Origin of the sequence: Haemophilus sp. CCUG 60358 (genome assembly GCF_001679485.1) — a bacterium.
In the GTDB taxonomy this organism is placed as follows: Bacteria; Pseudomonadota; Gammaproteobacteria; order Enterobacterales; family Pasteurellaceae; genus Haemophilus_D.
Genome location: NZ_LZOZ01000001.1, coordinates 59,097 through 84,504, shown reverse-complemented (window position 1 = coordinate 84,504; position 25,408 = coordinate 59,097). Strand labels below are relative to the sequence as shown.

20 protein-coding genes and 4 tRNA genes are annotated in these 25,408 nt (G+C 39.8%); 5 read left to right on the top strand and 19 right to left on the bottom strand.

Annotated features, from left to right (window positions below; translation table 11 throughout):
• Positions 1 to 59: 59 nt before the first annotated feature.
• Positions 60 to 920 (bottom strand): phosphoribosylaminoimidazolesuccinocarboxamide synthase, encoded by an 861-nt coding sequence (locus A9500_RS00400; protein WP_065243484.1) that lies wholly within the window; start codon positions 918 to 920, stop codon positions 60 to 62.
• A gap of 222 nt (positions 921 to 1,142) precedes the next feature.
• On the opposite strand from A9500_RS00400, the gene prfC reads away from it, so the two are divergent.
• Positions 1,143 to 2,726 (top strand): peptide chain release factor 3, encoded by a 1,584-nt coding sequence (gene prfC, locus A9500_RS00395; protein ID WP_014065633.1) that lies wholly within the window; start codon positions 1,143 to 1,145, stop codon positions 2,724 to 2,726.
• A 130-nt stretch (positions 2,727 to 2,856) separates the two neighbouring features.
• On the opposite strand, the gene A9500_RS00390 is transcribed toward prfC, so the two are convergent.
• The 7 genes from A9500_RS00390 to gloB all read right to left on the bottom strand — a co-directional run bounded on the left by A9500_RS00390 (position 2,857) and on the right by gloB (position 6,257).
• A tRNA-Gln gene (locus A9500_RS00390) sits at positions 2,857 to 2,931 on the bottom strand.
• Positions 2,932 to 2,978: 47 nt separating this feature from the next.
• Positions 2,979 to 3,053 (bottom strand) — tRNA-Gln (locus A9500_RS00385).
• 27 nt (positions 3,054 to 3,080) lie between these two features.
• Positions 3,081 to 3,165: transfer RNA gene (locus A9500_RS00380), tRNA-Leu, on the bottom strand.
• A gap of 5 nt (positions 3,166 to 3,170) precedes the next feature.
• Positions 3,171 to 3,247: transfer RNA gene (locus A9500_RS00375), tRNA-Met, on the bottom strand.
• Between the two features lie 123 nt (positions 3,248 to 3,370).
• Positions 3,371 to 4,114 carry a phosphodiester glycosidase family protein gene (locus tag A9500_RS00370; RefSeq protein WP_065243483.1) on the bottom strand — a complete coding sequence of 248 codons (744 nt, stop codon included), beginning with the start codon at positions 4,112 to 4,114 and terminating at the stop codon, positions 3,371 to 3,373.
• Entirely contained in the window at positions 4,098 to 5,420 is a 1,323-nt protein-coding gene (hemA, locus tag A9500_RS00365) for a glutamyl-tRNA reductase (RefSeq protein WP_065243482.1), read from the bottom strand. The genes A9500_RS00370 and hemA overlap by 17 nt, the downstream gene beginning before the upstream one ends.
• Positions 5,421 to 5,555: 135 nt before the next feature.
• On the bottom strand, positions 5,556 to 6,257 hold the full coding sequence (gene gloB, locus A9500_RS00360; protein WP_065243481.1) for a hydroxyacylglutathione hydrolase: 702 nt from the start codon (positions 6,255 to 6,257) through the stop codon (positions 5,556 to 5,558).
• Positions 6,258 to 6,285: 28 nt separating this feature from the next.
• Here gloB and A9500_RS00355 point away from each other — a divergent pair, with 28 nt between their 5' ends.
• Positions 6,286 to 6,984, top strand: a complete 699-nt coding sequence (locus A9500_RS00355) for a class I SAM-dependent methyltransferase (RefSeq protein ID WP_080971646.1) — start codon at positions 6,286 to 6,288, stop codon at positions 6,982 to 6,984.
• Here A9500_RS00355 and A9500_RS00350 read toward each other — a convergent pair whose 3' ends face one another.
• Positions 6,985 to 7,323, bottom strand: coding sequence for a YegP family protein (locus A9500_RS00350; protein WP_049355357.1), 339 nt, complete (start codon positions 7,321 to 7,323; stop codon positions 6,985 to 6,987).
• 179 nt (positions 7,324 to 7,502) lie between these two features.
• Here A9500_RS00350 and ycaO point away from each other — a divergent pair, with 179 nt between their 5' ends.
• Both ycaO and gyrA read left to right on the top strand, forming a co-directional pair.
• Positions 7,503 to 9,266, top strand: a complete 1,764-nt coding sequence (gene ycaO / locus A9500_RS00345; protein ID WP_065243480.1) for a 30S ribosomal protein S12 methylthiotransferase accessory factor YcaO — start codon at positions 7,503 to 7,505, stop codon at positions 9,264 to 9,266.
• A gap of 153 nt (positions 9,267 to 9,419) precedes the next feature.
• Positions 9,420 to 12,065, top strand: a complete 2,646-nt coding sequence (gene gyrA, locus A9500_RS00340; RefSeq protein ID WP_065243479.1) for a DNA topoisomerase (ATP-hydrolyzing) subunit A — start codon at positions 9,420 to 9,422, stop codon at positions 12,063 to 12,065.
• 98 nt (positions 12,066 to 12,163) lie between these two features.
• On the opposite strand, the gene A9500_RS00335 is transcribed toward gyrA, so the two are convergent.
• Genes A9500_RS00335 through sstT form a run of 6 tightly spaced genes read right to left on the bottom strand, consistent with a single transcriptional unit; the run spans position 12,164 to position 17,563 of the window.
• Positions 12,164 to 12,721, bottom strand: a complete 558-nt coding sequence (locus tag A9500_RS00335; RefSeq protein WP_065243478.1) for a molecular chaperone — start codon at positions 12,719 to 12,721, stop codon at positions 12,164 to 12,166.
• A gap of 23 nt (positions 12,722 to 12,744) precedes the next feature.
• Complete coding sequence (locus A9500_RS00330; protein WP_065243477.1) at positions 12,745 to 13,350, bottom strand: NAD(P)H-dependent oxidoreductase; 606 nt, start codon at positions 13,348 to 13,350, stop codon at positions 12,745 to 12,747.
• Positions 13,347 to 13,802 carry an NfeD family protein gene (locus tag A9500_RS00325; protein WP_065243476.1) on the bottom strand — a complete coding sequence of 152 codons (456 nt, stop codon included), beginning with the start codon at positions 13,800 to 13,802 and terminating at the stop codon, positions 13,347 to 13,349. Before A9500_RS00325 ends, A9500_RS00330 begins: the two co-directional genes overlap by 4 nt.
• 52 nt (positions 13,803 to 13,854) lie before the next feature.
• Entirely contained in the window at positions 13,855 to 14,769 is a 915-nt protein-coding gene (locus tag A9500_RS00320; protein WP_049366068.1) for an SPFH domain-containing protein, read from the bottom strand.
• A 45-nt stretch (positions 14,770 to 14,814) separates the two neighbouring features.
• Positions 14,815 to 16,263, bottom strand: a complete 1,449-nt coding sequence (gene modF, locus A9500_RS00315) for a molybdate ABC transporter ATP-binding protein ModF (RefSeq protein ID WP_065243475.1) — start codon at positions 16,261 to 16,263, stop codon at positions 14,815 to 14,817.
• 58 nt (positions 16,264 to 16,321) lie between these two features.
• Positions 16,322 to 17,563, bottom strand: coding sequence for a serine/threonine transporter SstT (sstT, locus tag A9500_RS00310; protein ID WP_054418625.1), 1,242 nt, complete (start codon positions 17,561 to 17,563; stop codon positions 16,322 to 16,324).
• A 273-nt stretch (positions 17,564 to 17,836) separates the two neighbouring features.
• On the opposite strand from sstT, the gene A9500_RS00305 reads away from it, so the two are divergent.
• Positions 17,837 to 18,286, top strand: a complete 450-nt coding sequence (locus A9500_RS00305) for a LexA family transcriptional regulator (protein WP_081000808.1) — start codon at positions 17,837 to 17,839, stop codon at positions 18,284 to 18,286.
• A 78-nt stretch (positions 18,287 to 18,364) separates the two neighbouring features.
• On the opposite strand, the gene A9500_RS00300 is transcribed toward A9500_RS00305, so the two are convergent.
• The 4 genes from A9500_RS00300 to aceE form a co-directional block, all read right to left on the bottom strand.
• Positions 18,365 to 18,916: an NlpC/P60 family protein gene (locus tag A9500_RS00300; protein WP_054418623.1), complete on the bottom strand. Its 552-nt coding sequence runs from the start codon at positions 18,914 to 18,916 to the stop codon at positions 18,365 to 18,367.
• 163 nt (positions 18,917 to 19,079) lie between these two features.
• Positions 19,080 to 20,504, bottom strand: a complete 1,425-nt coding sequence (lpdA, locus tag A9500_RS00295; protein ID WP_054418621.1) for a dihydrolipoyl dehydrogenase — start codon at positions 20,502 to 20,504, stop codon at positions 19,080 to 19,082.
• Positions 20,505 to 20,595: 91 nt separating this feature from the next.
• Positions 20,596 to 22,482: a pyruvate dehydrogenase complex dihydrolipoyllysine-residue acetyltransferase gene (gene aceF / locus A9500_RS00290; protein WP_065243474.1), complete on the bottom strand. Its 1,887-nt coding sequence runs from the start codon at positions 22,480 to 22,482 to the stop codon at positions 20,596 to 20,598.
• A gap of 88 nt (positions 22,483 to 22,570) precedes the next feature.
• The gene (gene aceE / locus A9500_RS00285) at positions 22,571 to 25,237 is read right to left on the bottom strand and encodes a pyruvate dehydrogenase (acetyl-transferring), homodimeric type (RefSeq protein WP_065243473.1); all 2,667 of its coding nucleotides are present in this window, start codon (positions 25,235 to 25,237) and stop codon (positions 22,571 to 22,573) included.
• Positions 25,238 to 25,408: the final 171 nt, after the last annotated feature.

Here is a 25,408-nt window from a genome sequence, read left to right as displayed (position 1 = left end):
ACAAATTTTATCCGCAAAAATCCCTGCTATTCTAAAGCATAGCAGGGAGATTGTTAATGTTATTTTGTTAATAAATCCAACGCCTCTTGATATTTAGCAACTGTTTTTTCAATCACTTCTTTTGGTACTTTCGGCGCTGGTGGTTGTTTATTCCAACCACTTTGCTCTAACCAATCTCGTACAAATTGCTTATCAAATGAGGGCGGATTTGTTCCTTCTTTATAAGTATCAACTGACCAAAAACGGCTAGAATCCGGTGTTAATACCTCATCCATTAAAGTGAGTGTACCATTTTCATCTAAACCGAATTCAAATTTAGTATCACAAATAATAATACCTTTAGTCAGCGCATATTTGGCAGCCTCAGTATAAAGCGCAATCGCTTTTTCTCTCACTTGTGCCGCTAACTCTGCGCCAATTGCTTTTTCACATTCTTCATAGCTAATATTGATATCGTGATTGCCCACTTCTTCTTTGCTTGATGGTGTGAAAATCGGCTCTGGTAATTTACTTGCCTCAACTAATCCTTCTGGCAATTTCAAACCACAAATAGTGCCAGTTTGCTTATAATCTTTTAGCCCACTACCTGTTAAATAACCACGCACGATAGATTCAATTTTTATTGGTTTCAAACGCTTACATACCACTGCTCGATCTTTTACTAAATCAGCTTCTTCTTTTGGTAGCACATCATAAACTGAATCGCCAGTAAAATGATTCGGCATAATATGGGCTAACTTATTAAACCAGAAATTGGAAATTTGAGTCAGAATTTCACCTTTACGTGGGATAGGATCATCTAAAATCACATCAAATGCAGACAAACGGTCACTGGCTACCATTAACATTCGTTTATCATCGATCTCATAAAGATCACGCACTTTCCCAGAATAGATTTTTTTTAGACTAAGTTGTGTCATTGTTTGCACCTTTTATTATAAGAATAAAAAATCGGCGCATATTATACCGCACTTCTTGCGCAAACGTTTGCTTTTTTTTTATAAAAAAATTTCAAAGAAAAGAAATTACAGAGTCATACACCTAAATAAGCTATAGATAACAAAAGAAAAGCAATTTAATTTGAGCTCAATCTGAAAATCAGCGACAATACGGCATTATTTAAAACAGAAGAAACAAGACAAATGAGTTATCCATTAGAAGAAGTGAATAAACGTCGCACATTTGCGATTATTTCCCACCCTGACGCGGGTAAAACCACCATCACCGAAAAAGTATTGCTATACGGCAATGCCATTCAAAAAGCGGGCTCTGTTAAAGGTAAAGGCTCTGCACAGCATGCAAAATCTGACTGGATGGAAATGGAAAAACAACGTGGTATTTCTATTACCACTTCCGTGATGCAATTCCCTTACAATGAATGCTTGGTGAATTTATTAGATACGCCGGGGCATGAGGATTTCTCGGAAGATACCTACCGCACTTTGACGGCTGTGGATAGCTGCTTAATGGTTATCGATTCTGCAAAAGGGGTTGAGGAACGTACCATTAAATTAATGGAAGTGACCCGTTTACGCGATACGCCAATTATCACTTTCATGAATAAACTTGACCGTGATATTCGCGATCCAATGGAATTATTAGATGAAGTGGAAAACGTATTAAAAATCCATTGTGCGCCGATTACTTGGCCGATTGGTTGCGGTAAATTGTTTAAAGGGGTTTATCATTTATATAAAGATGAAACCTATCTTTATCAAAGTGGCCAAGGCTCGACCATTCAAGAAGTACGTATTGTGAAAGGCTTAAATAGCCCCGAATTAGACGCTGCCGTAGGCGATGACTTAGCCCAACAATTGCGTGATGAATTAGAGCTTGTAAAAGGTGCAAGTAATGAATTTGATTTGGATTTATTCCTAAGTGGTGAATTAACACCTGTCTTTTTCGGTACGGCATTAGGTAACTTCGGTGTCGATCATTTCTTAGATGGTTTAACCGAATGGGCGCCTGCCCCACAAGCTCGTCAGGCAGACACGCGTAAAGTCTCAGCTGAAGAAGACAAATTCAGCGGTTTCGTGTTTAAAATCCAAGCCAATATGGATCCAAAACACCGCGACCGTGTGGCGTTCCTACGCGTAGTTTCTGGCAAATATGAAAAAGGGATGAAACTTAAACATGTGCGTATTGGTAAAGATGTGGTTATTTCCGATGCGCTCACCTTTATGGCAGGAGATCGTACTCATGCTGATGAAGCCTATGCTGGCGATATTATCGGCTTGCACAATCATGGCACAATTCAAATTGGTGATACCTTTACGCAAGGTGAAGAGCTTAAATTTACTGGTATTCCAAACTTTGCTCCTGAATTATTCCGTCGTATCCGTTTGAAAGATCCTCTCAAACAAAAGCAATTGTTAAAAGGCTTAGTACAACTTTCTGAAGAAGGTGCTGTGCAAGTTTTCCGTCCATTAAGCAATAATGATTTGATTGTTGGCGCGGTCGGTGTATTACAGTTTGACGTGGTTGTTTCCCGTTTGAAATCTGAATATAACGTTGAAGCCATTTACGAAACGGTCAATGTCGCAACGGCTCGTTGGGTGGAATGTGCGGATAACAAAAAATTTGAAGAGTTCAAACGCAAAAATGAGCAAAATCTAGCATTAGATGGTGGAGATAATCTTACTTACATTGCACCAACTATGGTTAACTTAAATCTTGCACAAGAACGTTATCCTGATGTGACCTTCTTTAAAACAAGGGAACATTAATTGTAATATAAAGTGCGGTCAAAATTTATAGTGAATTTGTACCGCACTTTTTTATAGATAAAAAAATGAAATACTAAGGTGCGGTTAAATTTAATCGCATTTTTATTTAAAAGAAATAGAGAAAATAAGATGGCTGGGGTACTAGGATTCGAACCTAGGGATGCCGAGATCAAAACCCGGTGCCTTACCGCTTGGCGATACCCCAACAGAAATTCTTTGATTGGAAATAAAGAAGATTTTATTTAGATAGTATGGCTGGGGTACTAGGATTCGAACCTAGGGATGCCGAGATCAAAACCCGGTGCCTTACCGCTTGGCGATACCCCAACTACTATTTGACTGCAAGCTGATAAATGGTGCGGGACGAGGGACTTGAACCCACACACCTCTCGGCGCCAGAACCTAAATCTGGTGCGTCTACCAATTTCGCCAGTCCCGCAAATTTGGTGGCTACAGCGAGATTCGAACTTGCGACCCCAACATTATGAGTGTTGTGCTCTAACCAACTGAGCTATGTAGCCATCATTTGCTTTACCTTATCGGCTTTGCGGGGCGTATTATCCTGATTTGACCTATTCTCGTCAATCATTTTTTTGCAAAAAACAGATTTTTTGATTTAGTTGATTATAAATAAAACGCTTTTGCTATTTTTTGTTCACATCAAGAACGGAGATCATTCCCACAAAATGCTTCCAATGCAAAGAGCTAAATTGCCCTGGAATGTACCAATTAGAAATAGTTCCATCAAGATATAAGGCATCCTGACAACCAATTTTAAGTAAACCTTGACTCAAGGTATAAAGATTAGGCTCACCTCTTATCGTCATCAAAAACAGCAATTCATTTTGCTTCGTCAAACACACTGCATTACGCTTATGATAGCTTTCTAGGCTTGCTCTAAATTGCGGATTTATTTTGCCATGAATAATCAACATTGGGCCTGATTGCAACGCAAAATCCGGCTTGAGTTTGCTTTTCTGATAAGCTGCTGTTGTTAAAATGTAGGGCTTATTTCCTGCAATGGCAAACACACCATTGGGTTGTACATGAAAGTTACCTTTGCCTGATTTTGTATTTAACGCATTGAGCTCTTTTCCATGCTCAATCCACAATCCCGCTGGCGTGTTATTCATGCTATAAATGCCTGCATTCATGATCATTTTCACGTTATAGCTAGGCTCTAAGGCATTTTTGAGACGCGTTAAACTTTGATAATCGTTACCTTCAGCATCTTTCCAATGTAGCTGTACTTCTTCTGGCTTTGCTTGAAAAATTCCGTAAGTAATATTGCCATCATCAAAAGTTCGGTATTCAGCTAGGGCTGACACACTCATCAGTAACGGTACACTACTGAAAAGTGCGGTCAAAAATTTAATCGTTTTTTTCATTTAAAGGATGGGTTAAATGCAACGCATTTGAAAAGGCATGCAACCCTTCTGCATTACCTGATCTCATCATGGATTGCATGGTTTGGGTTGGAGCATGAATAAGTTTATTTGTTAATTTATAACTTAATTCTTGTAGAATCTTTTCAGCATTCTCACCTTGTTGAATTTGGTGTAACGCTTTTTCGAGTAATTCTTGGCGAGTATTCTCTGCCTCATCACGATAATGACGAATTAAATTAGAGAACTGTTGCACTTTCAACCACTCAAAGAAGGCATTACATTCTTGCGTGATGATATCTTGTGCTTGCTCCGATGCTTGCTCACGTTGAGAAAGATTGCGTTGGATAATATCTTGCAAATCATCCACGGTGTAATGATACACACTTTCTAATTCAGAGACATTTTCATCAATATCACGAGGCACGGCGATATCAACCATTAAAGTCGGTCTAAATTGGCGTGCTTTCTCCGCAATTTCAGCCATCGCTTTAGTGATTAAAATAGTCGGACTGCCTGTAGAGCTGATAACAATATCGGCTTGATTTAGCGGTGTTTGCAATTCATCAAGCGAATACACATCAATCGGTGTATTAGACGCTAATTTTTCCACCAACTGCTCAGCACGAGATAAAGTGCGGTTAGCAATCATCAATTTTTTTACACCGTGGCGTAATAAATGACGACTCACCAATTCAATGGTTTCCCCTGCCCCAACGAGCAAAATTTGTAATTCACGTAAAGATTCAAAAATTTGACGCGCTAAGCTACAAGCTGCATAAGCCACCGACACAGCGCTTTCACCAATATTGGTTTCAGTACGCACTCGTTTTGCTGTTGCAAAGGTTTTTTGGAACAAACGAGAAAGCGTGCTTGAAAGTGGAATATTCGCCGCTTGATAATAATCTTCACTGATTTGAAACGCTTGTTTCACCTGTCCTAAAATTTGCGGCTCGCCCAAAATTAATGAATCCAAACCACATGCCACGCGCATTAAATGATTTGCGGCTTGTTGATTTTGATGTGTGTAAATACTTTTATTTAATTCATCGACAGAAAGCTGATGAATATTAGCAAACCAATTTATACAGTTCGTTTGCCATTGCTTACACTCTTGGGGTGAAATTTGACGATGGTGAAGATAAATCTCTGTACGGTTACAGGTAGAAAGAATAACCGCACTTTCAGCCAAATCTTGTTGGTGAATTTGTTGTAAGGCAAGCTGCCGCTTTTCTTCAGAAAAAGCGACTTTCTCACGAACAGCGACAGAAGCTGTTTTATGATTAATGCCTAGAACAAGAAGGGTCATAAAAACCTAATAAAAACAACCGCACTTTTATGAATATGCGGCTTAAGTAGAAAGTAAAAGTTTCGCTATTTTAATGAATTGTTGAGAATTGAGCAAATTTCAAGAGAAAAAACTCAAACAAATAACTAAAATGAGTTAAAACTTATCTTTCGCTAAACGCCATTGTGTAAATTCGTCTAAATTTTTTGCTTGTAAAAACGGATTAATTTGTTTCTCTAATCCAATCGTTGTCGGCAAACTCGGTTTACCCTCTGCACGATAACGCTCCACTAAAACACGTTGATTTTCAACCGCACTTTTATCCGCCAATACGGTTTCCGCAAAAGCTAAATTACCCAGCGTATATTCATGAGCAGGGCAAACGACGGTTTCATTCGATAATTGGTTAAAACGCTGCATAGATTCAAACATTTGAGCAAAATTTCCCGTAAATACGCGACCACAACCCGCAGAAAATAACGCATCACCACAAAATAGATGCCCATCCACCAAATAGCTGATATGCCCTGCCGTATGGCCACCGCTTGGCAAAACTTCAATATGATAATGTGCCGTATTAATCACACCACTATCCATAATATTGGTTGCCCCTTTATTTGCACATTCTGTTGGACCGAAAACTGGCACATTGGGATAATATTGCTTAAATTCCGCGACACCTTGAACATGATCATCATGATTATGGGTTAATAACACCGCTTCTATGTCTAGCTTATTGGATTCTAAATACGGAATTAAACGGGTTATTTCTGGGATATCGATCACAATTACGGAGAAATTTTCTCGTCTATAAAGCCAAATATAGTTATCATTGAGCGCAGGAATAGGAACTAGCATAAATTACCTTATGAAAATAGGATTAACATTGAATTGGAAAGCCAAATGGCACAAACCTCTTCTTTCACCTGAAAGTTGGCAAGCGTTACCACAAGGTGAAGCCTATTGTAACGTATTAACACATTATTTTACCCAATGGACACCAAAAATTTTAGGCTATCAAATTCTGAAAGTCGGTGCCTTAAGTGGAGAAATTGCCTTTGATTTACCTTTACGTCATCAAATTGTATTAGCTGAAAAAACAGCGCATTTTCCCACCGCATTTTTAAATGAAAGTGGCAGTTTGATCCAAGCCTCACCGTTAGCCTTGCCTTTTATTGAAAAAGAAATGGATGCCTGCTTGTTGGCAAACACCTTAAATTTTGCGCAAGATCCTCATCAAATATTGCGTGAAGCGCATCGTGTTTTAAAGGATGACGGCTGGATTTTCATCACGTTATTTAATCCAATGAGTCCATTGCTTTTCAAACCTAAGTTAGGTGACTTCAAATTCCGACAATATGCCACTTGGCGAGTCATTGACTGGTTATCGTTATTAAATTTTGATGTGATTGCAGAAGAAAGACTATCTATAAAACAAGAAAAGACCACGCTCTGCTCTCCGCTCACGGTCATCGTTGCCCAAAAACGAACCTATCCCTTAACACTGAATCCGGAGAAAGCGCGGTCAAAAATGCCGGCGTTTTTAGAGCCGGCAGGTGCATTTAAAGAAATAAGAACAGAATGATTATTCTGTGACTTCTTTGATTACTGCAGAAGATGCGTTATTGATCACTGACTCAACGCCTTTTTCTGCTGCAGCTTGAGAAGAATAATATTGGCTACGGCCAATTTCTTGGTGGTTAGCTGCTTTTAAAATGAAGTAAGGTTTGTCATTTTTCGCTACGCGATATTCAAAGTTTTTCGCATCCACACCATTTTTTTGCACTGAAGCAATACCATTTTCAGCTGATGCTTTTGTTTTATAAAGTTCGCTAGTTAAAATAACTTGTCCGTTTGCTGCTTTTAAGTTGAACATAAATTGTCCGTCTTTAGCCACTTTTAATTCATAAAATCCTTGAGCCATAATGTCTCCCAATTGATTGATTTGTTTATAATTTTACCTACACAGAAAATGCCTTTCTGCGCAAGGCTAATTTACCCTTAAAAATAAAGGAAAACAAGAGCTAAAGCGTATAAATTTTATGCTTGATTAGCCCACTAAACTCCCCTATGATGCGGGAACTTTTTACAACAGGAACAATTATGACCGAACAAACATTTATTCTCGGCAAAGATGCCGCACTTGAAGACAGTATTTCAAAATTTCAACAAAAATTGACCGCACTTGGTTTCAATATCGAAGAAGCCTCTTGGCTTAATCCTGTGCCAAATGTCTGGTCTGTACATATTCGTGATAAGGATTGCCCACAATGTTTTTCTAACGGTAAAGGCGCGAGCAAAAAAGCCGCATTAGCATCTGCATTAGGTGAATATTTCGAACGTCTCTCTACCAACTATTTTTTTGCTGATTTCTATTTAGGGCAAGAGATTGCCAATGGCGATTTCGTCCATTATCCCACTGAAAAATGGTTTCCTATTGAAGATGAAGACCTTTTACCTCTAGGGATTTTAGATGATTACTTATGGGATTATTTCGATTCAAATCAAGAACTAACTCCAGAATTGCTTGTGGATCTGCAATCCGGTAATTACGATCGCGGTATTGTCGCGATGCCTTATGTGCGCCAATCTGATCAAGAAACCATCTATATTCCACAAAGTATCATTGCGAATTTATACGTCTCTAACGGGATGTCTGCCGGTAACACAAAAAATGAAGCGCGAGTGCAAGGGCTTTCAGAAGTTTTTGAACGTTATGTAAAAAATCGCATTATTGCAGAAGCAATCAGTCTTCCTGAAATTCCAAAATCTGTGATGGATCGCTATCCATCCATTCAAGCCTCTATTACAAAATTAGAAGAAGAAGGCTTCCCAATTTATGCTTTCGATGCCTCATTAGGTGGCAAATATCCTGTCATTTGTGTTGTGTTGCTTAACCCAAATAACGGCACTTGCTTTGCTTCTTTTGGTGCACATCCAAACTTTCAAGTGGCATTAGAGCGTACCGTAACGGAGCTTTTACAAGGTCGCAGCTTAAAAGATCTCGATGTATTCTCGCCTCCATCATTCAATAATGATGATGTGGCGGAGCATGCTAACCTTGAAACACACTTTATTGATTCTAGCGGTTTAATTTCTTGGGATTTATTCAAAAATACGCCAGATTATGAATTTGTAGATTGGGATTTCTCAGGTTCAACGCAAGAAGAATATGAAAACTTGATGGCAATCTTTAATGCAGAGGAAAAAGAAGTCTATATCATGGATTACAACCATTTAGACGTTTACGCTTGCCGCATTATCGTACCAGGCATGTCTGATATCTATCCTGCTGATGACCTCATTTATGCCAATAATAATATGGGTATGGACTGGCGTGAGATCTTATTGGATCTACCACACCATCATCATGATGCTGAAACTTATGAAGAATTATTAGCAGAATTAGATGAGCAAGATATTGACGATGCTACACGCGTCCGCGAATTTATCGGTATCGTTGCACCAAAAGCAAGCGGCTGGACAACATTACGTGTTGGTGAACTGAAATCCATGCTTTACTTAGCATTAGGTGAATTAGAATTAGCCTTAGATTGGGCAAACTGGACGATAAATATGAACAGCTCTGTGTTTACACCAGAGCGTGCAAATTACTATCGTGCTTTAATCAGCATCATTGAATTGCATTTAGACAGTACTCGCGATCCACAACAATATCGCACTGTATTTGAAAGAATGTATGGCAAAGAAGCCGTTCAACAAGCTTGGGCTGCGGTGGCAGAAAAAGGTAACCCGTTCTATAGCTTGCCAGCCAGTGATGAAACGCTTGAAAACTTCAAAGAACACCAAGCTTTACTTGGTGCTTATGCGAAATTACAAAAAGCCAAACGAGAAAATTGGAAATAGACGATTTTCTCTCAATCATAAGGCGGACTTAATGTCTGCCTTATTTATTTCCACATTAAAAAACTGCTTTAAAATCAACCGCACTTTTCACACAAAAATGCTTAAATTTATGCTATAATCCGTCACAATTTTTTGATCAAAAAAGGAATAAAAATGACGGATTCAATCCATTCCTCTATTACCCCAGTCAATATTGAAGAAGAACTCAAATCTTCTTACCTTGACTACGCCATGTCGGTGATTGTTGGGCGTGCTTTGCCTGATGTGCGTGACGGTTTAAAACCGGTGCATCGACGTGTGCTTTTCTCCATGGATCAATCTGGCATCACTGCCGGCAAAAAATACGTAAAATCTGCCCGTGTGGTAGGTGATGTAATCGGTAAATATCACCCGCACGGTGATTCTGCGGTGTACGACACCATTGTGCGTATGGCACAGCCGTTCTCATTACGCTACATGTTGGTAGATGGGCAAGGTAACTTCGGTTCAATCGACGGTGACGCGCCAGCGGCAATGCGTTATACCGAAGTCCGTATGCAAAAAATCACCCAAGCGTTATTAACTGACTTGGATAAAGAAACCGTGAATTTCTCGCCAAACTATGATGGCGAATTAATGATTCCGGATGTATTACCAACCCGTATTCCTGCACTTTTAGCAAACGGTTCTTCCGGTATTGCGGTGGGGATGGCAACGAACATTCCACCACACAACTTAAATGAAGTTTTAGATGGCTGCTTGGCTTATATTGATAATGAAAACATCACCATTGATGAATTAATGCAATATATTCCTGGCCCAGATTTCCCGACAGCGGCATTAATTAATGGCCGTAAAGGGATTGAAGAAGCTTATCGCACAGGTCGCGGCAAAGTGTATGTTCGCGCGCGTGCTAGCGTAGAAACCACAGATAAAGGCAAAGAGCAAATCATTGTGACCGAATTGCCTTATCAGGTGAACAAAGCCAAATTAGTGGAAAAAATTGCTGAGCTTATCAAAGATAAAAAAATCGAAGGCATCAGCAATATTATCGACCTTTCTAACAAAGAAGGAATCCGCATTGAAATCGACATCAAACGCGATGCCGTAGGCGAAGTGGTATTAAATCACCTTTATGCCCTTACTCAAATGCAGGTGACCTTCGGGATCAACATGGTGGCCTTGGATCACGGTCAACCACGTTTATTCAACTTAAAACAAATCATTGAAGCCTTTGTGATGCACCGTCGCGAAGTGGTGATTCGCCGTTCTTTATTTGAATTGCGTAAAGCCCGCGAGCGTACCCATATTTTAGAAGGTTTAGCGGTTGCAACATCAAATATCGATGAAATCATCGACATCATCCGTCAATCGAAAGAGCGTAAAGAAGCGGCAGAAAAATTAATCTCTCGCCCTTGGAAACTGAATAACGAAATTTTAGGTTTGCTTGATGCAGCGGCACGTCCGGCTGAATTAGCGGCTGAATTTGGTATTCAAGGTTCTGATTACTATCTTTCTCCAGAACAAGTTGATGCAATCTTAGAACTTCGCTTGCACCGTTTAACCGGTCTTGCTACCGAAGAAGTGATCAATGAATACAAAGAGTTATTGGTTAAAATTGCAGAACTTCTCCACATCATCAACAGCCCTGAGCGCTTGATGGAAGTGATTCGTGAAGAGCTTGAACAAGTACGCGCTCAATTCGCGGATGAACGTCGTACTGAAATTACCGCGGCTTCCGGTGATATTGATTTAGAAGATTTAATTGCCCAAGAAGATGTAGTAGTGACTCTTTCTCACGAAGGTTATGTGAAATATCAACCACTTACCGACTACGAAGCACAACGTCGTGGCGGTAAAGGTAAATCTGCAACGAAGATGAAAGATGAAGACTTCATCGAAAAACTCTTAGTGGCGAATACTCACGATACGATTCTCTGCTTCTCGAGCCGTGGTCGCTTATATTGGTTGAAAGTATATCAATTACCACAAGCGAGCCGTGGTGCACGTGGTCGTCCAATTGTCAATATTCTACCGTTACAAGAAAACGAGCGTATCACCGCAATCTTGCCAATCTCTGCTTATGAAGAAGATAAATTCGTCATCATGGCAACCGCTGGTGGTATTGTGAAGAAAATTGCGCTAACCGAATTCAGCCGTCCACGTTCAAGCGGCATCATCGCCTTGAACTTGCGTGATGAAGATGAATTAATCGGTGTGGATATCACTGATGGTTCTAACGAAATCATGTTGTTCTCCTCTCAAGGTCGCGTAGTGCGTTTCGCAGAAAGTGCGGTCCGTGCAATGGGTCGTTTAGCAACAGGTGTACGCGGTATTAAACTTGCCCTTACTAATGACATCGCTGACGATGAAAGTGTGGTCGAAATTGAAGATGTTTCTGACGATAATGCAGAAGAAACACTCGATCTCAACATCGATAAAGTCGTATCCTTAGTTGTGCCGAAAAATGATGGTGCAATCCTTACGGCGACACAAAACGGTTACGGTAAACGTACACAATTAAGCGAATACCCAACCAAATCGCGTAATACCAAAGGGGTGATTTCGATTAAAGTGAGCGAACGTAACGGTAAAGTCGTTGCCGCGACACAAGTAGAAAAAACCGACCAAATTATGCTTATCACTGATGCAGGTACCTTAGTGCGTACTCGTGTAAGTGAAATAAGTATCGTTGGCCGTAACACCCAAGGGGTTCGTTTAATTCGTACCGCAGAAGATGAGCACGTAGTCAGTCTTGAACGTGTTTGTGATGTAGATGATGAAGACGAAGGCACTGAAGATGTGACTTCTGAAGAATAATTGATCTTCCATTAAATAAAAGCCCCGCGTTTTGATACGCAGGGCTTTTTTATTAGCATCTAAAAATCTCTTTTAGAGATCTATTCTATTGATGAAAACTACTCGCCTTCTTCTAATTCATCAGCCATTGCAGCCAAGATTTCACGGGTTAAATACGCTAATGAACGATAGAAAGGAAGCGTTGCATAAGTTTCTACTTGGGTTAAGAATTTCGCTGCGCAAGGCAAGAGAAAATCACCGAATAAATCTTGTTGAGCAGATAGCGATTCCGTGTTGTCTTCTAACCAAGAAGCCGTAAGCAATAGCAAAGCGAAATGATCCACATTCTCTGCTTTAGGCACATTACGCACATGACGAAAATCCACAAAACGTTGCACATCCATATCATAACTTGAAATAGCTGTCGGCACGTTACCGTTTGGTCCAAACAATTTTTGATATTCTTGATCAAGCAACGTTAAATCAATTTTCATTTGTAAATTATCAATGGCCGCTTCGCTTTCTTTATCCGTAGAAAGTGCCCACACTTGACTTAAACCTTGTTGCTGCAACCAATCAAATACCCCACTCAAAATGGGATCCGTAGGGCTGCGATAAAATAAATTGCCAAATAGGCGGCTTATTAAAGAAAAATTATTCACTTGAGTTTCTGACATCTGTTGCTTTCCTATGATTGTGCTCACGATTGAGCTAAAAGTGCGGTCAATTTTGCCGTTGTTTTTTCGGCAGCTTCGTCAAGCATCGCCTGGCGAGCGGCATCATCAATAATATGAATATCACCAAATAAAGAGTAATCCACATTCTCGATACCACAATAATTAAATAAACCATTGATCAAACAATGATTGAGGGATTTATCTACACCGTATTCTTGATATTTTGCTACGCTACTCCCTATGGTGATAAATTGTTGCATCGCTTTACCTTGAAGCAGACCTTTGGACTCGCCATTTTCTGTTTTATAAGCAAAACCATGACTTAATACACGATCCAAATAGCCTTTTAGCATTGCAGGAAAGCCCATCCACCATAAAGGATAAACCATCGTAATCAAATCTGCTTGGCGAATAAACTCATGCTCTTGCTGAATTTCTGCCGGAATAATCCCTTTATTCGCCGATTGCAATTCTTCAAAGGAAATAATCGGGTTAAATTCCATGGTGTATAGATCACGCAGATGGGTTTCAACACCAAGCTGCTGACTCGCTTTCACAATACGATCTACGATGGCACGACCAAAACTTTTTTGGCTATTGGGATGTGCAAAAATAATTAAATGATTCATTCCGTTACCTTTTTCACTAATAATGTGATGCCATCAACGCGTTCTACCACCACCAGATCATTCACTGTTAAATGGTCGCCTTGAATACGCCATGTGGTATCGCCAAAAGCACCGCGACCAATCCCATTAGAACCAATTTCTAATACCGTGCCTTTTTTACCTAACAGAGTATGATCTCTTTGATTTAAGGTCGTACGTGATTGGTCCTGATTATCTTTGCTATGTTGATATTTCCACCAGAGCAACGAGAGAATAATCGCTAAAATCGCATAAAAAATAGCTAAGGCGGTTAAGGATAAACTCGGTACTAACGCCATTACGCCAGCAGTCACAATCGCAGCTAATCCCCACCATAATAAAAACACGCCGGGTACGAGGGTTTCAGCGATTAACAATACAAAACCTAATACTAACCAATGCCACACCGACCAAGTTGTTAACCAATCTGCCATATCAACTCCTTGAGAGAAAAAGTGCGGTCATTTTTAACCGCACTTTAGGAAATTACGCTTTTTTGTCGCCTTTTAACAGTTCGGCAATGCCCGCTACCGAGCCGATTAAATTACCGGCTTCAAGCGGCATCATGACCACTTTGCTATTCGGTGAACCACCGATTTGTTTTAAGGCTTCTGTATATTTTTGGGCGATAAAGTAATTGATCGCTTTGGTATCACCGCTAGCAATCGCTTCTGACACCATTTGGGTTGCTTTCGCTTCCGCTTCTGCTGCACGTTCACGCGCTTCTGCTTGTAAGAAGGCCTCTTGACGCTCCCCTTCTGCTTTCAGAATACGGGCTTGTTTTTCCCCTTCTGCACGTAAAATTTCCGCCTGACGAATACCTTCTGCTTCCAAGACTTCCGCGCGTTTATTACGTTCAGCTTTCATTTGTGCGTTCATGGAATCAATCAATTCACGTGGTGGACGCACATCGCGAATTTCAATACGGGTGACTTTAATCCCCCAAGGATTGGTCGCTTCATCCACAATTGCCAATAAACGACCATTAATGGAATCACGTTGAGAAAGCATTTCATCCAATTCCATCGAGCCTAGCACGGTACGAATGTTGGTCATGGTTAAATTGATAATCGCTTGTTCTAAATGATTTACTTCATAAGCAGCGCTGCGAGCATCAATCACCTGGACGAAACACACCGCATCAATGGATACGTTGGCGTTATCCTTAGAAATAACTTCTTGTGAGGGAATATCTAATACCTGTTCCATCATATTAATCTTACGACCAACACGATCCACAAATGGGACCACAAAGTTCAAGCCAGGCATTAAGGTGTGGGTATAACGTCCAAAACGCTCAATCGTCCAGTTATAACCTTGCGGTACAGTTTTAAGTGCCGAAAATAGCACAACAACAACTAATACAATAAAGACGATTGCGGCAATAGATAAGCCTTCCATAGATTGCTCCTTAATGATGAGGAAATATAAGAAAAGTCTATCAAATTAGACCGCACTTTGTACATAAATATATTTATCGTTTTCTCTTATAAATTCAAAAAGATGCGTAATGCAATTCGGGGCATCTAAATCTTGATGAGAAACAAATAAAAGCTGCGTTTCACTATTATTTACCAGTTGTTCAATAAAATGTTTCACTAGCTTACGATTTAATCCATCAAGCCCTTGAAAAGGCTCATCTAAAATTAAAACAGGTGGATGCTTTACCATCGCTCGTGTAATTAAGAGCAAACGTTGCTGCCCCCAAGAAAGTGAACGAAATGGCGTTTTTGCTAAATGAGTCAGATTTAAACGAGCTAACCACTGCATGGCTTTCAAACGAATTGCCTCTGGCACCTGTTGATAAATCCCTATACTGTCAAAAAAGCCCGAAATAATCACATCAAGCACTGAACAATTCACACGATAATCTAAATGCAGTTGGCTACTTACGTAACCAATTTTTTGTTTAATATCCCAAATGGTTTCGCCTGAGCCTCGTTGTTTACCAAAGATCACCACATGATTCGCAAATGCTTGCGGGTGATCACCTGTAATTAAAGAAAGTAAAGTAGACTTCCCTGCACCATTTGGTCCTTTAATCCACCAATTTTGATGAGGTTGAACAATCCAGTTTAAATGATCCAAAATCACTTTATCACCATACTGAACCGTGACATTTTTAAGTTCAAAGTGCGGTTGGTTTTCAGGCAGTTTTAGTAATGGTGATGCTGGTTCTGGCAAAGCCACATCAACAGATTGCTCCGCATAAACTAATTGTTGATAAATACTTTGTTGCTCAATGGTTTGTCGTTCACCTTCTAATACTAACTCTAAATTTTCCAACATGGCTAAATGAGTGGCTTGTGCTGGAATATCTGCTAGACGATTAACGATCAGAACGATTGCACATTCTTTTTTCAGTTCATTCAACATCGCCATCCAATCTTGCACAGATTGCTGATCTAGCCCTTCAAAAGGTTCATCTAAAATTAATAGATCGGGCTTTTGTAATAACACTTGTGCCAATAATACTTTACGCGTTTCCCCAGTGGAAAGTTTGATAAAGAAACGATCTAAGAGATAAGTAATCCCTAATTTTTCTGCAATTTGTTCACAAAAAGTCTGCTCCTTGCTGCCATTTAAAATGGTTTCGCTTGCCGTTTTACCAAAGAAATCGGGGTCGGTATCATCATTGTTTAAATTCTTTAATGTGGCTTCAAGAATTTCTCGTTGTTTTTCAAAAGAAAAAGATTGAACACGTTTGAAAGAATTATGATATTCGCCTTCCTGCAAAGGCAACTCATTTTGCAAGGCTAAAGCAAACGCTGATTTTCCACTTCCATTACTGCCGACCACAACCCAATATTGTTGTGGTTCAATCGCAAAGTGCGGTAAGTTTAAGGTCTGTTTTTGATAAAGTTCAAATTTTGCTTGCTGAATTAAAAGTGTCATTCTCTTTCCTTTAAAAACAAAAGGCGAGCAATTTGCCCGCCTTGTCAGATTAATTTAATTAACCGTTTTTACGCTCTTCTTCCATACATACTGCCGCAGTAAATAATACGTCAGTTGAAGAGTTTAGCGCAGTTTCTGTTGAGTCTTGTAAGATACCAATTACAAAACCTACACCGATCATTTGTGCCGCGATGTCATCACTGATACCAAATAAGCTACAAGCTAATGGGATTAATAATAATGAACCACCTGCCACACCAGAAGCACCACATGCACAAAGCGCCGCAACAATACTTAATAATACAGCGCTGACGAAAGATACTTCGATACCTAATGTATGAACAGCCGCTAACGTTAATACAGTAATGGTAATCGCTGCCCCCGCCATATTGATATTTGCACCTAATGGAATTGCCACAGAATAGGTTTCTTCATCAAGATTTAAGCGTTTTGCTAATTCAATGTTTACAGGAATGTTTGCTGCAGAGCTACGTGTAAAGAATGCCGTTACACCACTTTCACGTACACAAGTCCAAACTAATGGATATGGATTACGACGAATTTTCCAATAAACGAGAATTGGGTTTAGCACAAATGCAGTAAATAGCATTGTACCGATTAACACGAATAATAAGTGAACATATCCACCTAACGCCGCTAATCCTCTGTCAGATAAAGTTTCAGCCACTAAACCGAATACACCGAAAGGCGCAAAAGAAATAATGATGTGAACAATTTTAGAAATGCCTTCTGCAAAATCAGCCACCACTTGTTTAGTTGCATCAGAAGCATGACGAAGTGCTAAACCTAAACCGATAGACCATGCTAATACACCGATAAAGTTTGCTTTAAAAATCGCATTTAATGGGTTATCTACCACATTCAATACTAAAGCAAGCATCACTTGGCCAACAGATTGTGGTGCTGAACTTGCATCTTCTTTTACCGCAAGAGCAACATCTGACGGGAATGCCATACTTGCAATTACCGCAGCAACAGCGGCTAAGAAGGTTCCCACAAGATAAAGCACTACGATTTCTTTCATATTGCTTTTAGAGCCCACTTTCTTATTAGCCAGTGCAGCCATAACAAGGAAGAAAATCAAAATTGGTGCAACTGCACGTAATGCTTTAACGAAAATTTGACCCAGCACACCAAAGCTAGATGCAAGATCAATGCCTGATGAATTTTTAACACTCTCATTCACCAATGCAACAAGGATCCCGAGTACCAAACCAACAGCAATTCGTTTTACCAAATTACCTTGGAAAAGAAAATGAAATAAACGTGATGTATTCATAATAATTTTAAATAAAGATTAAGTTGAACTTCAGATCGTTACGATCCACCGAAACAGACTAAAGATAGCTTAAATTTTGTTTAAAAGAAAATTTTTTCTTTATTATTTTATTAAAAAATTGAACTTTTTAAGCCTAGAATGAATTTTTTCTAAAATTTTCGCCTATAAAAAAATTTTTTCTATGCCCTATTGACATACTGTATCTAACCACAGTATATTACACCTGTATAAACAACCAATGATTAAAAACACACTAACTAAAAGGAACACAAGATGATGAACTACGCAAATACAGTTGCACAAAATGATATGACGTTTTCTTATCATCCTATGCCATTTTTCAATGATGTTGAAAGCAAATCGACATTTAATAAAAAATTAGATCTCAACCTTTATTGCATCAAACGTCCACAACAAACGTGTTTTATTCGTGTAACGAATCCGAATATGCTTGCTTGGGGAATTGAAATGGGCGATATGTTAGTGGTTGAAAAAAATGACAGCCTTTTCATCGGTGATCTTGTAGTATTGGAAAAACAAGATGAATTCCATATTTATGAATTTGCCGGTATAAGCGGTAATGAATTTGTATTCATGGCATTAGATTCCAAAGTGGAGAATATTAAAACAACACAATGGACAAGCTTACCATTGGTTGGAACAGTAACAAATACCATCCACCAAATGAAACCAAGAAGAGATTTAATGAAATTTGCGGCTTAAGCCAATAAACAGATAATCTACATAAAGAAAAAGTGCGGTTAAAATTAACCGCACTTTTTTTTGAAATAAAAATTGTTATTACATCACGCGACGTGATTGTGTGTAAGTTCTAGCCCAGTAATCTTCATCTAATGAACTAATTGTTACACCTTGGCTTGAACTTGCATGCATAAATTGGTTGTTGCCAATATAAACGCCTACATGGTTATTTCGACGAAAGAATACCAAATCGCCTTTACGTAATTCATGTTTTTGGATTTGGCGACCTAAATAGCGTTGTTCTGAAGTTGTGCGAGGAAGTTCCACACCATAAGCATCAAGGAAAGCGGTTTGCATAAATGCAGAACAGTCAATACCACGTTTTGTGCTTCCGCCCATTCTATAACGTGTACCACCCCATTCGTTATAAACTTGAGCAAGTGCTTTATCACCAATTAAACCAGATTTAGGACGGTTTGTTCTTAATTTAGGGTGAAGTCCACCTTGTTTCCCATCTAAACCTGCAATTAACCCCGTTAGCTCCGCATCATCGCTCTCTGTAATGACTCCATTATGAGCCTGCCTAGAGCCATTAGAACAGGCTGTTGTCAACACTGCCAATCCTACAATAATCAAAATCTTCTTTAACATAGCTTTTAAATAATAAAAAAATATAAAAACAAAACTGGTCGGATTTTATCAAAAAGTCATTTTGACCGCCAGTTTTTATTGAATTTTTATGCAATTTTGTGAGCTATCTCTCAAAAAATAAAGGCCACTCATTCGGGTAGCCTTTATGGAAGATTTCAATTAATTATTTTTTCTTCGCTTTTGCGTTTGGAAGGTCAGTAATTGAACCTTCAAACACTTCAGCCGCAAGACCAACAGATTCGTGAAGTGTTGGGTGAGCATGGATGGTTAATGCGATATCTTCTGCATCACAACCCATTTCGATCGCAAGACCGATTTCACCTAATAATTCACCACCGTTAGATCCAACGATTGCCCCACCAAGTACGCGATGAGTATCTTTATCGAAGATTAATTTGGTCATACCTTCAGCACATTCTGAAGCAATCGCACGACCTGAAGCAGCCCAAGGGAATTTAGCCACTTCGTAGTTTAAACCTTCTTGTTTACATTCTTTCTCAGTTTTACCTACCCAAGCCACTTCTGGTTCAGTATAAGCAATAGAAGGAATGACTTTTGGATCGAAGTAATGTTTTTTCCCTGCGATCACTTCCGCTGCAACGTGACCTTCATGAACACCTTTATGTGCTAACATTGGTTGGCCAACGATATCACCGATTGCAAAGATATGAGGCACATTAGTGCGCATTTGTTTATCAACATGAATGAAACCACGCTCATCCACTTCAACGCCTGCTTTACCTGCATCAATCAATTTACCGTTTGGTGTACGACCGATAGCAACAAGTACAGCATCATAACGTTTAGTATCGTTACATGCTTTACCTTCCATTGAAACATAGATACCGTCATCTTTTGCTTCAACTGCAGTTACTTTCGTTTCAAGCATTAACTTGAATTTTTTCTCGATTTGTTTGGTGTAGATTGCTACCACATCTTTATCTGCTGCCGGGATAACTTGGTCGAACATTTCAACCACTTCAATCTCTGAACCTAGAGAGTGATACACTGTACCCATCTCTAAACCGATGATACCACCACCCATGATAAGAAGTTTTTTCGGTACTTCTTTTAATTTAAGTGCATCTGTTGAATCCCAAATACGTGGATCTTCGTGTGGGATAAATGGTAATTGAATTGGACGAGAACCCGCTGCGATAATGGCATTATCAAATTTAACAGTAGTTGGGTTACCATCACGGTCACGTGCAACTAATGTATTTGGGTCAGTAAATGCTGCTAAGCCTTCAACTACAGTCACTTTACGTGCTTTTGCCATACCTGCTAAGCCACCAGTTAATTTAGCAACTACTGCATCTTTACCTGCACGAACTTCATCTAAATTGATGGTTGGTTCACCAAAGTAAACACCATTTTTAGTTGCGTGTTTTGCTTCTTCAATTACTTTAGAAACGTGTAATAACGCTTTTGATGGAATGCAACCTACGTTTAAACATACCCCACCTAATGTTGAATAACGTTCAACAAGTACTGTTTCTAAACCTAAGTCCGCACAACGGAATGCCGCTGAATAACCTGCTGGACCAGCACCAAGTACTACAACTTGGGTTTTAATTTCTTTACTCATTTTTACCTCGTAAAAACGTTCAAATTTTTGACCGCACTTGCGATCCTTTCTGTAAGATGTGAGCCTAATCACTCACATCTTACCTCGTTAATTACATCACTAAGCGACGTAAGTCAGCTAATACGCCATTGATATAGCTTAAGAAACGAGCACCATCAGCACCATCGATCACACGGTGGTCGAAAGATAATGATAATGGAAGCATTAAGCGTGGCTCAAATTCTTTACCATTCCAAACTGGTTGCATTTCTGATTTAGACACACCTAAGATTGCTACTTCTGGAGCATTTACGATTGGTGTAAAGTGAGTTGTACCAATACCGCCTAAGCTTGAAATAGTGAAACAACCCCCTTGCATATCAGAACCTGAAAGTTTACCGTCACGTGCTTTTTTGGAGATTTCCATTAATTCACGAGAAAGTTCGATAATACCTTTTTTGTTCACGTTTTTAAATACAGGTACAACGAGACCGTTTGGTGTATCTACCGCTACGCCAATGTTGATGTATTTTTTAAGTGTTAATTTTTGTCCGTCTTCAGAGATAGAACTATTGAAACGTGGGAACGCTTCTAATGCTTTCGCTACCGCTTTCATAATGAACACAACTGGTGTAATTTTCACATCCAATTTTTGTTTTTCAACAATCTTATTCTGTTCTTTACGGAATGCTTCTAAATCAGTGATATCTGTGCGATCGAAGTGAGTAACATGTGGAATCATTACCCAGTTACGATGTAAGTTCGCACCAGAGATTTTGTTGATACGGCTTAATTCAACTTCTTCTACTTCACCAAATTTGCTGAAGTCAACTTTCGGCCATGGTAATAAGCCTAAGCCTGCGCCGTTTGCCACACCATTACCCGCTGCTGCAGAAGATACAGTGCCTGTTTCAAACGCTTTAACAGCGGTTTTCACGTAAGCTTGGATATCTTCTTTCACAACACGACCTTTACGACCCGTACCTTTTACGCGATCAAGGTTAATACCGTATTCACGTGCTAAGCGACGAATCACTGGTGTTGCGTGTGCATAACCTGCGCTTGCTACAACTTGTTCTTGGCTTAAACCAGATACATTACCTGATTGTGCTGCCGGCGCTGCTGCTGGTGCAGCTTGTGGAGCTGGAGCTGCCGCTGCAGGAGCCGGTGCTGCACCTGCCACTTCAAATTTCATAATTAATGAACCAGTTGAAACTTTATCGCCTGATTTCACTAAAATTTCTTTTACCACACCCGCAAACGGAGCTGGCACTTCCATTGAGGCTTTATCGCCTTCAACGGTGATTAAAGATTGCTCTTCAGAAACGCTGTCACCAACGGCAACCATGATTTCAGTTACGTTAACTTCATCGCCACCGATATCTGGTACATTCACTTCTTTGATCGCTGAAGCTGTTGTCGTTGCTGCAGGTGCCGAAGCTTGTTGAGCTGGTGCTGCGGCTGGTGCTGCACCTGCCACTTCAAATTTCATGATTAATTTGCCAGTAACAACTTTATCGCCCACATTGATTAAAATTTCTTTTACTACACCAGCAACAGGAGCAGGCACTTCCATTGACGCTTTATCACCTTCAACATTGATGATTGATTGGTCAACTTCAACAGTATCGCCTACTTTCACCATAATATCAGTCACGTTTACTTCGTCTGAACCGATATCGGGTACATTGACTTCAACTACACTTGCAGCTGCTGGTGCGGCTGCCGGCGCAGGTGCTGCTGCAGCTGGAGCAGGCGCTGCCGCATCCGCTGACTCTAAAACAAGCATTGGTGTGCCAGTAGTGACTTTATCACCCACTTTTACTAATACTTCTTTTATCACACCAGCTTCTGGTGCTGGTACTTCCATTGAAGCTTTATCACCTTCAACATTAATAATGCTCTGATCTGCGGTAATGGTATCACCTACTTTCACCATCACTTCTGTTACGGTAACTTCATCACTACCGATGTCAGGAATTTGAATTTGTTTTGACATGTTATCTTACCTTTAAAAAACGCAGTTAAAATCAACCGCACTTTATTTGTAGATGATCCTGTGTGCTCTCACACACAGGATGTTTTTATTAAGCGTAAAGCGGATTTAAAATTTCAGTTTTTAAACCAAATTTCGCGATTGCATCAGCCACCACTTTCGCATCAAATTTGCCTTGTTTTGCAAGTTCATGTAATGCTGCAACTACAACATAACGCGCATCCACTTCGAAGTGTTCACGTAAGTTTTCACGGCTGTCTGAACGACCGAAACCATCAGTACCCAATACGTGATAGCTTTGTGCAGGAATGAAGGCACGAACTTGTTCTGCGAACAATTTCATGTAGTCAGTAGCCGCAACCGCTGGTGCATCGTTCATTACTTGTGCGATGTAAGGTACGCGTGCTTTTTCAGTTGGGTGTAACATGTTCCAACGTACTGCATCCGCACCTTCACGAGCGACTTCAGTGAATGAAGGCACGCTATATACATCTGAGCTTACGCCATATTCATTTGCAAGGATTTGTGCCGCTTCACGAACGTGACGGAAGATTGCACCTGAACCTAATAATTGAACATGACCTTTGTTGCCTTTCGCTTCAACGGTTTCAAATTTATAAATACCTTTACGAATACCTTCTTCTGCACCTTTTGGCATTGCTGGTTGTTCGTAAGTTTCGTTTAATGTGGTGATGTAGTAGAACACATCTTCTTGTTTTTCACCATACATACGGTTAATACCGTCTTGTAGGATAACTGCCACTTCATAAACATAAGCTGGGTCATAAGACACACAGTTAGGAATAACAAGAGATTGAATATGGCTGTGACCATCTTCGTGTTGTAAACCTTCACCATTTAATGTTGTACGGCCAGAAGTACCACCGATCATGAAACCACGTGCTAATTGGTCACCCGCTGCCCACATTAAGTCACCCACACGTTGGAAACCAAACATTGAGTAGTAGATAAAGAATGGAATCATCGGAAGGTTATTGACAGAGTATGAGTTCGCAGCAGCTAACCAAGATGATGCCGCACCTAATTCATTGATACCTTCTTGTAATACTTGACCATCTTTCGCTTCACGGTAGTACGCCACTAAATCACGGTCAGAAGGCACATAGTTTTGACCATGTGGGTTGTAAATACCGATTTGACGGAATAAACCTTCCATACCGAAAGTACGCGCTTCGTCAGCAACAATTGGCACAATTTGTTTACCAATGTCTTTATCTTTCAATAAGGTATTTAAGAAACGTACAAATGCCATTGTAGTTGAAATTGGACGAGCCTGTTCTTCCAATAATGGTGCAAACTCTTCTAATGCTGGCACTTTAAATTCAGTGGTGAATTTTGGTAAACGTTTTGGTAAATAACCGTTTAACGCTTTACGTCTGCCGTGAAGATAATTGTACTCTTCCGAACCTTCTGGGAAAGTGATGTATGGATAGTGAGGAATATCTTCATCTTTAATATCTAATTGGAAATGATCACGGAAAGATTTTAAGCTTTCGAGAGACATTTTTTTCGATTGGTGCGCAGTGTTTTTACTTTCTGCTTCAGGAATTTTATAACCTTTAACCATGTGCGCTAAAATCACAACAGGCTTACCAGCAGTTTGCGCTTTATGGAATGCGGCATAAAGTTTTTCTGAATCATGACCACCACGTCTTAATGCCCAGATTTCATCATCTGTCATGTCTGCTACTAATGCAGCGGTTTCTGGGTAACGACCGAAGAAGTGTTCACGAACGTATGCACCATTCTTAGATTTGAAGGTTAAATAGTCACCGTCAACTACTTCCATCATTAATTGGGTTAATTTGCCGGTAGTATCTTTTGCAAATAATTTATCCCAGCCACCACCCCACATGACTTTGATCACTTCCCAACCTGCACCAGCAAATAAACCTTCTAATTCTTGAACGATTTTGCCGTTACCCGTTACTGGACCATCTAAACGTTGCAAGTTACAGCTTACAACAAAGATTAAGTTATCTAAGCCTTCACGTGCTGCGAATGTTAAATCACCTTTTGCTTCGATTTCGTCCATCTCACCGTCACCAAGGAAAGCATACACTTTTTGATCTTTGGTGTCTTTTAAACCACGGTTGTCTAAGTATTTTAAGAAACGAGCAGTACGGATCGCATTTACAGGACCTAAACCCATAGATACGGTCGAGAATTGCCAGAATTCAGGCATCAATTTCGGGTGTGGGTAAGAAGAAAGACCTTTGCCTGGTTCACATTCCTGACGGAAATTATTCATTTGTTCTTCAGTAATACGACCTTCAATAAATGCACGAGCATACATACCTGGTGCTGCGTGGCCTTGGAAGAAGACTAAGTCACCGCCGTTTTTATCAGTCGCCGCTTTGAAGAAGTGGTTAAAACAAACTTCATACATGCTTGCTGCAGATTGATAAGTTGAAATGTGACCACCTAATTCAAGATCTTTTTTCTGGCCACGTAATACCGCCATGATCGCATTCCAACGTACAGCACTACGAATACGACGCTCAATAGCTTTATCACCTGGGTATGCTGGCTGTTCAGAAAGTGGGATGGTATTAACATAAGGGGTTGTTACGCCACCTTTTGCAATGTTCACACCACCATTACGTGCCTGATCAATCACCTGATTGATGATGTAATGTGCACGCTCTGCACCCTCTGCACGAATTAATGAATCAACAGCTGACAACCAATCCTGTGTTTCAATTGGGTCAATATCGTTTACTAAGGTATCTGACATAGTCTTTCCTTATTTTACTGAGTGAAAATAAAGTTTGGTCATGACCAAACACGAAAATCAAGCTTGTTAATCAATGTTACAAACATTTAACAAATCTTGTAAATTTTAGAAGATTTTTTGCAAGAAAGATAGTAGATTTTGACTGTTCTTGCGGTTTTCTTCCTGTTATTT